A 9703-nucleotide genomic window follows, 5' to 3' on the forward strand; every position below is an offset into this window, starting at 1 on the left:
CGGCGAACCCCAGGAAACCGACCCGGTCGATCCGGGTTCCCTCGGCGGTCTCGGTGTGCTCGGTGGCGACCAGTTCGTGGACCTCGCCCGCGCGCAGGCAGCGGCTCGCGAACGGCTCCAACCGCATCCCCCGTTCGGTCCTGCGGTGCGTCAGCACCTTGACCAGGGTCGCGGTCACCTCCCGTTTGGCCCCGTCCTCGTGCGGATTCACCGCCCCACCCGCTCTCCACCGGCCACCGCGAGGTAGGTCTCGCCCACCAGCCGCAGCGCCGACACCCCTCCCCCGTCCTCGACCCTGCCCTCACGGACCCGTCGGGCGAAGTCGGCGGCGACGCCCTCGTACTCGTGCCACAGCGACTCCTTGAAGGCGGGTCGGTCGGCCAGCATGTCGGCCGTCAACACCCGCCCGTCGGCCGTGCGCACCCGAACGTCCTTGCGCTCCCCCTGGTGGGACCAGTCCAGGAGCACCCGGGCCCTGGCCGTACCCGTGGTCAACGCGATGTCCGCCCACCGGTCAACGCCCGCTTCGTCGCACACCACCCGTGCCCCGCACACCTCGGCCCGGCCCAACAACGTCTCCACCAGGTCGAAGGCGTTGGGGCCGTTGTCGGCCACGCATCCGCCTCCGCACCGTGCCGGGTCCAGGTACCAGGTGTCCCGCCCCGCGTGTTCCTCGATCCGTTCCAGGTAGCGCACGGTCACCTCCGTCACCACGCTGTCCGCGACCTGTTCCCGCAACGCCGCGAACTCGGAGTTGTACCGGCGATGGAAGGCCGTGAACAAGGGCACCCCCCGGTCCCGGGCCAACGCGCTCAACGCCTCCCCCTCCACCAGGTCCAGAGCCAACGGTTTCTCCACGCACACCGCGGTCCCGGCCGTGATCGCGTCCGCGCAGATCCGGGCGTGCGCGTCGTTGGGGGCGGTGACCACGACCGCGTCCAGGTCCGCCTCCGCCAGCATCCGCGCGTGGTCGGTGTATCCGGTCGCGCCGGGCGGGGGCGCGGCGACCTCCTTCGGGTCCAAATCGCACACCGCCACCAGGTCCCAGTCCGGGGAGTCCGTCAGTGCCCTCAGGTGGAAGCGGGAGATGACCCCCAGGCCGACCACTCCCGCGCGCAACCTGCTCATCGTCCCTCCTCCATGATCGAGGGGGCGCGGATCCCCGCTCGGCGGGCCGTCTCCACCAGTTCCTCGTACAACTCCACGCCCAGCGGCACGCCCCGCGCGCGGCGCTCGGCCGCCAGGTGGTACTCGTGCCAGCCGGGGTAGCGCACGGGGTGGTCGGGGTCGACGGGCTCGCAGTCCGTCAGTACCCCGAACAGCTCCTCGGCGTCGGTGCGGGCTCCCTCCCGCAAGGCGTCGGGGGCGATGGCCAACATCAAAAAGCCGATGTCGTCGTCCCGCCCGCCGGGCCCGCCGTCCCCCGTCAGGGCGTCCGGGTGGGGACCCCGGCCCGAGCCGGAGACGACGGCGGAGAGCACCTCCACCAGCACGCCGAGCCCGAACCCCTTGAAGCGACCCACCCGACCACCGAGCCACATCAGGTGCGCCAGACCGGCGTCGAACGCCGCCGGGTCGGTGACCGGCTCGCCCCGGTCATCGCACAGCAACCCCTCCGGGACCGGCCGGCCCTCCCTGGCGGCCTGCCGGATCCGCCCGGTGGGCGCGGCCGTGGTGCTCATGTCCAGCAGGAACGGGGGGAGCGAACCGGCCGGTGCCGCCGCGCTGAGCGGGTTGGTGCCCAGGACCGCCACGGTGCCGCCCGGTGGCCGGGCGATGCGCTGACCACCGCAGTTGCTCGTCACCACGCCGATCATGCCGCGTTCGACCGCGCGCAACGCGTGGTGTCCGGCGCATCCCAGGTGGGTGGCCTGGCGTACCGCCACCAGCCCGACCCCGTGGCGTTCGGCCCGCTCGGCGGCCAGGTCCATCGCCTCCGAGGCCGCCCACAGCCCGAGGGCGCGGCGGGCGTCGAGCAGAACGGCCGCGCCCAGGTCGGTGACGATCCGGGGTTCGGCGTCGGGATCTGCCCGACCTTCGTCGAGCAGGGGCAGGTAGAGGCGGGCCAGGTTGGCCACGCCGTGGGAGTCCATCCCGGTCAGGTCGCCGTGGCTCAGGGCTCGCGCCGCTTCGGTCGCGCGGCCTCGGGGCAGGCCCCGGCCCACGAAGATCTCCGTGAGGAAGTCCAGCAGGGCGTCGTGGTCGACCAGGACCCTCTCTCGTGTCGGGGAGGGTTCCGGCGGTGCGGGAAGTGTGGTCACGGTCCTCCGTAGTTCTCGTCCGGCTCGCCGGCTTTGTCGGTGAAGGCGATGAGGAGTCGGGCCACCGTGTCGGCGAACCCCTCGAGGTCTCTCAGGTGGGCGCGCTCGTCGTCCCCGTGGGCCCCGTCCGCGTCCAGGTCCCCCGGTCCCAACACGACCGTGCAGGTGTCGGCGCCCCCCGCCATCCAGATGGCGTCACAGGTGAAGGCGGCCTCGTCGGCGGGCCAGGCGGGCACGCCGATCCCCCGCAACAGGTCGTGTCCCCATCGATCGTGGTCGACCAGGACCGGCAGTCCCCGCTTGGGCCAGGTCAGTCGGGTGATACGCCGGGCGTCGGCCGCGGTTCGAGCGAACAGGGCGCTGTCGCCGAAGAGGTCGGTGAACTCCTTCAGGGCCACCTCGAACGCGTCGGTGACCGCCGCCTCCAGGGCCCGGCCCGCATCGGCGTCGGCGTAGGACAGGTTGAGCAGCAGGTCACCCGTGCCGTAGACACGGTTGTGCAGGTCTCCGGTGTGCAGTCCCGCCACGCACACCGCACCGTCGTGGGCGTTCCCGTCCAGGGAACGGCCCATGCTCTGGGCGAGGAAGCCCAGCAGGACCGAGGCGTTGTGCCCGGCCTGGGGGCGGTCGTCGATGGCGTCGTCGCCGCGCACCGACACCCGGGCGGTCATCGACGCCGTGGAGCGGGTGAGGAAACGCCCGGAGGTGGGTTCACAGAACACGTTGAGGCGGCCGACGTGTCCGCGTTGCACCAGCGGTCGGGTGCCCAGCACGCCCATGGCACCGCCCTCTTCGCCCGCGACCGCCTGGATGATCACAGCACTGTCCCGGCCGGGGCCGGTCGAACGTTCCCGGGCGGCGCGTACGCCGGCCAGCAGCGCCACGGCGGGTCCCTTGGCGTCGATGGCGCCCCGCCCATGGAAGACCTCCCCGTCGAAGTGAACCGGTGGCCCTCCCGCGACGGTGTCCAGGTGCACGTTGAACATCACGGTGCGCTCGGGTGGCACGGTGTCGGGGCCCAGCCGTAGGACCAGGCTGGGCTGGCAGGCCAGGAAGTCGGGGTCCGCCGAGGCCGCGCGCACCGTTTCGGGCACACCGGGTGCCATCAGGTCGGCGGGGTCCGCGGGGGCGTGACGTATCACGCGAAAGCCGATCCGCGCCGCGGCCTCGGCGTAGTCGTACTGGGCCCGCCACAACCGGGGCGGCGGACCGGTGGTACCGACCTCCAGGGGACCCGCGGTGGGGATGCTCAACAGGTGCAGCAGCAGGGAGTGGTCCTGGTCGGTCAGCGTCATCGGATCACTTCCGTACGCCAGATTCGGTCCACCGACTGCTCCAGGGTCCGCCCGTACTCGATGAACGCGACCTCGTCCCCTCGACCGGGATCGACGCCCTCGGCGCGCAGGTGGGGGCGCAGGTGCAGGTGGGGCTCGATGGACAGGGCGCCCCGGTAGCCGTGCTCCGCCAGGATTCCCAGGCACTCCTCCACCCCGGCCTCGCCCTCACCGGGCGCCACGTAGGCGGGGTCGCCGTCGTGGGCGATGGTGGCGTCCTTGACGTGGACATGCGTCACGTACTCCACGAGCGGGCGCAGCATCGTGGCCGCGTCGTAGCCGTGGGCGACCCCGTTGCCGATGTCGAAAAGGACCCGTAGCGCCGGGCTGTCGACGTGGGCGATCAGGTCCAGGGCGCGGTCGGCGTCCTCTCCGGCCCAGCCGGCGCAGTTCTCGTGCGCCAGGACCAGGCCCGCGTCCTCAGCGCGTCGGGCCAGTTCACGTATTCGGGTGCGCACCTCGCGGCGCCACTCGGGTTCGTTCGTCCCGCCGGAGGGATAGGACATGATCCGCACCGTGCGCGTACCCAGGACCGCGCAGCGACGGGCCAGCACGTCGAGTTCGGCCGTGTCCAGCGCGAAGTCGCCGGTGACGGGGCGCGACCAGTCACCGATCTTGGCCGCGACGGCGACGACCTCCACCCCGGCCGCTCGGATGCGCTCGGCCGCCGACTCGAAGTCGGCCTCCGGCATCTCGGCGAGGGGGACACGGTCCACGGTGCGCAGCTCCAGCAGATCCCATCCGAGCTCGCGCACGGCGGTGAGCTGGTTCGACAGCCCGGGGGCGGCCTCGTCACCGATCCCGGCCAGGCGAGGTGGTTCAGGCGCCGACGACATCGGCCACCTCCCGTCGTGCGGTGAGCGGGGAGTACGGCTGTGGGGAGCAACGGTTCTTGGCCTCGGACAGCAGTCGGACCGCCTCCACGTGGACGGGCAGGTCGCCCGGTTCCTGTCGATGACGGGAGTAACGGGCGTAACAGGAGTGCAGGAGCTCGGTCAGGGCGTCGTCGACGAAGATCGAACGGACCGGCTCTTCGCCGGGCACGGTCACCATCAGCTGCGCGGTGTGGTCGGCCTCGCTGCACGGGTAGTGTCCGGTCAGGACGGCTTCGTCGAACTCCAGAACGATGCGCCGCTCACGCAGGGGCGCGGTCAGGTCGGATTCGATGCGGGTGCGCACCCCGGTGTGGTGCACCAGGTCCAGTCGCGCTCCGCCCAGACCGGGCAGCCGGGTGCGGCCGAGGACCATGTCGTCCAGTTCGGCGGCGACCACGTCCGCCCCGCCCGCCAGGGTGACGGCCATGGCCAGGGCGTGGGGCACCTCGATGTCGAAGGCGGTGGGGTGCACGGGGGATTCCAGGGTCCGGCTGAACCGAGGTTTGTGCTGGAACACCGTGATGGCGCGTAGCGCGCCGAAGGTCTGGGAGCGGCGGATCCCCAGCAGACGGGCGCTCAGGGTGCTGGCCGACCAAGGGGTGGTGACGGTCAGGTCCAGGTCCCAACGGCGGCGCAACCGGGCGATCGCGGCCAGTTCCACCAGGTCCGGGGCCAGGGGCTTCTCCACGATGATCCGGTGGTAGCCCAGCCGGGCCAGTCGTTCCAGTGACCGGGCCCGCTGCCGGGGCGGGGTGCACAGGTGGACCACCGTGTCCCGGGGTGGTCGGTGACGGGCGGCCTCCTCCAGGGAGGAGAACCTCAGGACGCCGTCGACCTCGCCGGCGTGGGGGTCGTGGCCCATCACCGGCCCCGGCGCGAACAGGGCGGGGGCCGCCGCCCGCACCTTGGCGAGCGACGGCGCGTGCAGTCCTCGTCCCGCTCTCCCCAGACCCACGATGAGGGTGTGCAGCATGAAGGGAGGGCACCTTTCCGTCTCTTCGCCCCCATGGCCCGCGCCCCTTCCGGACGAACGGAACCATCGAACGATGACCCAGCTTGGTGCACTACGAGAAAGGGCGTCAATTCGAGAACGGACCCCCATGTCCCGAACCCCGAAGAGCGCATACCCAATCGGCAAAGAACAACGGGACAAAGTACGCTATGCGGCCATGGCGCGTTCTATCCCTTTTCTGCGACTTCGAAGGTCACGCCACCGAGAAGCTGAACAGCCCACTGGGCGGCGCGTGCCATCCACGGTCCGGCTCCACGGTCACCCCCGACCCGGCGCACCAGGGTCCCGCGTGGAGGCTCACGTCCGCGTCGGTCAGGTTGACCAGGACGTGCGCGGTGGCGGGGAGGCGTACACAACCGCCCGAAACGGGGTCGGTGTAGCGCACGAGGTCCTCGAACTCGGTCGTGAAGACCACGACCTCACCGGTGGCGGCGTGAGCGGGCGCCGCACCCAGAAAAAGGCTCCCCAGAACCAGCGCGGCCATGGCGGAAGGAATCCTCATTCCACCTTCCTTTCGCATTTCATGCACGTTTCACGGAAACGATCCCCTCACTCACGCATGACACGGAGGGCGATCAGGGTGATCCTCTCCGAAACAGGAGTTCCACGCAACACCTCCACTCGAACGGACGGTTTCGGTCCGCCGATCGGCTGCGAATAAATACGCAATGGCGCGACCCCGGGAATGCACATTCCCCTTTTTTGTACCGAAAAGGGAATTCGGGCGCCGCCTCCCGCATCGGAGGCGACGCCCGTGCGGGGATCAGCCCTTGAGCGCCCCGGCCATCAGGCCGCGCATGAAGTAGCGGCCCAGAACCAGGTAGACGATCAACGTCGGCAGCGACGCCAGGACCGCCGCCGCCATCTGTTGGTTGTAGGGCACCACCATCGAACCGGCCACGTTGTTCAGCTGAACCGTCACCGGCCAACTGTTGGGGCCGGTGAGGAACACCGCGAACAGGAAGTCGTTCCAGGCGGAGGTGAACTGCCAGATCAGCGTGACCGCGAAGGCCGGCGCCGACACCGGCAGCACCACCGACGCGTAGGTGCGCAGCATGCCCGCACCGTCCACCCTGGCCGCCTCGATGAGCGTCTGCGGGATGCTCGCGTAGTAGTTACGGAAGATGAGCGTGCAGATCGGGATGCCGTAGACGGTGTGCGCCAGGACCAGCGGCAGCACCCCTCCCATGAGGTTCGCGCTCACCAACATCTGTTGGAGCGGGATCATCACCGCCTGGTAGGGGATGAACATCCCGAACAGGAACAGCGTGAACACCGTGTCCGCGCCGGGGAACCGCCAGCGCGCCATGACGAACCCGTTCATGGAGCCGAGCACCGCCGAGATGACGGCGCTGGGCACCGCCACCAGGACGCTGTTGTACATCCCCGGGGCCAAGGCCTCCCAGGCCGTGGCCCATCCTTCGATGCTCCAGACCTGCGGCAACGACCAGGCCCGAGCCGCGGTGGCCTCCGCGAAGGGTTTGAACCCGGTCACCAGCAGTACGTACATCGGCAGCAGGAACAGCACCGCCAGGGCGAACAGGACGGTGAACTTGACCGCCTGTCCGCGCCGCGTGGTGCCGGCGACCCCGCCGCCGGGCGCGATCACCCTCTCGGGTGCGCTCTGGGTCATCGGCCCTCGCTCCGTTCCTTGCGCACGGTCCACACCAGGTAGGGGATGACGAACACCGCTACCGCGAACAGCAGGTAGGAGGCGATGGTGGCGCCCTTGGCCGGGTCACGGACCTCGAAGACCATCGCCCACATGTACACGGCCGGGACGTCGGCGACGATCTGTTGTCCGGCGATCGCGATGATCAGGTCGAACACCTTCAACGACATGTGGCCCAAGATGATGATCGCGCTGAGCAGGACCGGCCGTAGCTGGGGCATGACCACGTGCCGGTACACGCCCCATTCGGAACACCCGTCGACGCGGGCCGCCTCGCGCAGATCCTCGGACACGCCACGGAAACCGGCCAGGAACAGCGCCATGATGTACCCGGCCAACTGCCAGATCGCCGGCAGCGCCATGGCCGCCATGCCCAGGTCCGGCGCGGTCCACCAGTCGTTGACCAGGAAGTCCAGGTTGAAGTGGACGAACAGCGCGTTGAGCCCGGTGGCGCGTTCGGCGGGCGCGGGGTTCATCAGCCAGCGCCACACCACACCGGTGGCGATGAAGGACACCGCCATCGGTGCCAGGAACAGCGTGCGAAAGACCGCCTCGCCGCGGATGCCCTTGTCCAGGAGCAGCCCCAGCAGCCAGCCCATGAACAGCGCGCCGCCGACGAAGACCACGGTGAAGACGATCGCGTTGCCCACGGCCGCAGGCCAGCGGGCCTCCTGCCACAGGGCCACGAAGTTGACGAGGCCGACGAACTCCCCGTCCTGGATGGGCGCGTGCTTGTCGCTGAGCGCCAACCGGGTGTTCCACCCGATCATGCCGTAGACGAAAACCCCGATGAGCAGGATCGACGGGGAGACCAGCAGTAGTCCCGGCAGCCAGGTGCGGGCACGGGTCAGCGCCCGACGGACCCTGCTCGGGCGCGCGGGCGCGGTGGTGGGCCCGGGGTCGCGCCGCGCGACCCCGGGCGGGTTGCTCGAGTTGCTCATTCGGACTGCGCGGCCTCGTTCAGTGCGGCGTTGAACGCCTCGGTGTCACCGTCGCCCAGGTACAGACCGACGGCGGTGTCGATGTCGTTCTTCCAGCGGTTGCCGACCGTCACGCCGTGCCAGAAGGAGCCCGCGAGCTCGGGGCCGGACTGCCATTCCTCCAGCGCCGACTCCAGGTAGGGGCTGTCGGCGTAGCGGGCCGGGTCGGCGTCCTCACGCGCGGGGATCGAACCCTTGAGCGGGTTGAAGGTGTCCTGGCCCTCCTGGCTCGCGACCAGTTCCAGCCAGGTCAACGCCCCCTCCTCGTTGGGCGCCCCCACCGGAAGGGTGAAGCTGTCGGAGAGCCACATGTAGGTGCCGTCGGTGCCCGGGGACGCGGCCCAGTCGTAGTCCTCGCCGGGGAGCGCTCCCAGTTCGTCGAAGTAACCGGCGGCCCAGTCCCCCATGATGTTGAAGGCGGCCTCGCCGTCGGAGACCCGACGCGCGGCCTCCTGCCAGTCCTCGGCCGCCGACTCCTCCTGGGTGTACTCCATGATCTCCTCGAAGGTGCCCAGGGCCTCGGCCACCTCGGGGGTGTCCCAGGAGGTGCCGGGTTCCCAGAGCGCGTTGTAGCCCTAGGGGCCCAGCGAGGCCAGCAGTACCGACTCCAACAGGTGGGAGACGGTCCACTGCGCGCCCACGGCCATGGGGATGACGTCGGTCTCCTCCGAGACCGTCTCCAACGCTTCGAGGAGTTCGTCCAAGGTCTCGGGTGGGGCGTCCACCCCGGCCTCCTCCAGCACCGTGGGGTTGAACCACATGACGTTGGAGCGGTGGATGTTCACCGGAACGGAGTAGACGGCACCGTCGTAGGTGATCTGTTCGACGAGTTGGTCGGGCAGCGCGTCGTGCAGCCCCTGCTCGTCGAAGAAGTCGTCCAGCGGGGCCAGGTACCCGGCCTCGATGTAGTCCTGGAGTTCGGCCCCGGCGTGCCCCTGGAAGGAGTCCGGCGGGTCCTGACTCTGCAGGCGCCCCTCCAGGACGGCCTGGGCGTTGGTGCCCGAACCGCCGGCCACCGCCGCGTTGACGAACTCGACGTCGGGGTTGTCCCCCTCGAACTGCTCGATGAGGGCGTTCAGGCCCGCCTCTTCGCCGCCACCGGTCCACCAGGAGAACACTTCGACCTGGTCACCGCCGCCGCCATCACCTCCGTCGCCACACGCCGAAGCCATGAGCACCAGACCCAGTGCCCCCGCCGCGACCGACCACCGTCGTGCACGCATGAGTTGTCCTCTCGTAGAGGCGGGGCCGTCCCACGACCGCACCCCGCCCCTCGTGTCCCGCATCACAGAAGTTGACTGCCGTGCCATCTTTCGCATCAAGGTCGATCAGGGTCAAGAGGCGGACGAATCCGAATCCGAGGCGTGACCTGAGAGCGCACTCGGTCGGCGAGATACAGCGGTGCGCGAAATCGCGAGCACGTCTCGACCGCGCCGATCGACCCCTCGGAGCACCAAGACCGAATTGCTAGAGATTCGACCAAGAATCGACCGAATATCCCTTTCTCGGCGACCGCTTCCCGGAATCCACGCAAGGAGCGCGGTCGAGGAAGAGACCGGAAGACACGCC

General features: G+C 70.0%; 8 protein-coding genes and 2 pseudogenes. All 10 read right to left on the bottom strand.

Annotation, left to right across the window (positions count from 1 at the left end):
- Positions 1-211 (bottom strand): annotated as a pseudogene (locus K8V84_RS22775) (hypothetical protein); the annotation flags it as partial.
- Complete coding sequence (locus K8V84_RS22780) at positions 208-1128, bottom strand: Gfo/Idh/MocA family protein (protein WP_304078530.1); 921 nt, start codon at positions 1126-1128, stop codon at positions 208-210. The pseudogene K8V84_RS22775 and the gene K8V84_RS22780, both read right to left, overlap by 4 nt.
- Positions 1125-2261, bottom strand: a complete 1137-nt coding sequence (locus K8V84_RS22785; RefSeq protein WP_304078532.1) for an Ldh family oxidoreductase — start codon at positions 2259-2261, stop codon at positions 1125-1127. The genes K8V84_RS22780 and K8V84_RS22785 overlap by 4 nt, the downstream gene beginning before the upstream one ends.
- Positions 2258-3556, bottom strand: a complete 1299-nt coding sequence (locus tag K8V84_RS22790) for a M20/M25/M40 family metallo-hydrolase (RefSeq protein WP_304078534.1) — start codon at positions 3554-3556, stop codon at positions 2258-2260. Before K8V84_RS22790 ends, K8V84_RS22785 begins: the two co-directional genes overlap by 4 nt.
- Positions 3553-4431, bottom strand: coding sequence for a sugar phosphate isomerase/epimerase (locus tag K8V84_RS22795; RefSeq protein ID WP_304078536.1), 879 nt, complete (start codon positions 4429-4431; stop codon positions 3553-3555). The genes K8V84_RS22790 and K8V84_RS22795 overlap by 4 nt, the downstream gene beginning before the upstream one ends.
- Entirely contained in the window at positions 4415-5443 is a 1029-nt protein-coding gene (locus K8V84_RS22800; protein WP_304078538.1) for a Gfo/Idh/MocA family oxidoreductase, read from the bottom strand. The genes K8V84_RS22795 and K8V84_RS22800 overlap by 17 nt, the downstream gene beginning before the upstream one ends.
- A 232-nt stretch (positions 5444-5675) precedes the next feature.
- On the bottom strand, positions 5676-5984 hold the full coding sequence (locus K8V84_RS22805) for a hypothetical protein (protein ID WP_304078539.1): 309 nt from the start codon (positions 5982-5984) through the stop codon (positions 5676-5678).
- Between the two features lie 261 nt (positions 5985-6245).
- Positions 6246-7115, bottom strand: coding sequence for a carbohydrate ABC transporter permease (locus K8V84_RS22810; protein WP_304078540.1), 870 nt, complete (start codon positions 7113-7115; stop codon positions 6246-6248).
- Positions 7112-8095, bottom strand: coding sequence for a carbohydrate ABC transporter permease (locus tag K8V84_RS22815; RefSeq protein ID WP_304078542.1), 984 nt, complete (start codon positions 8093-8095; stop codon positions 7112-7114). Before K8V84_RS22815 ends, K8V84_RS22810 begins: the two co-directional genes overlap by 4 nt.
- Positions 8092-9357 (bottom strand): annotated as a pseudogene (locus tag K8V84_RS22820) (ABC transporter substrate-binding protein). Before K8V84_RS22820 ends, K8V84_RS22815 begins: the two are co-directional and overlap by 4 nt.
- Between the last annotated feature and the right edge of the window lie 346 nt (positions 9358-9703).

It is taken from the genome of Nocardiopsis listeri, assembly GCF_020741345.1.
GTDB lineage: Bacteria > Actinomycetota > Actinomycetes > Streptosporangiales > Streptosporangiaceae > Nocardiopsis > Nocardiopsis listeri_A.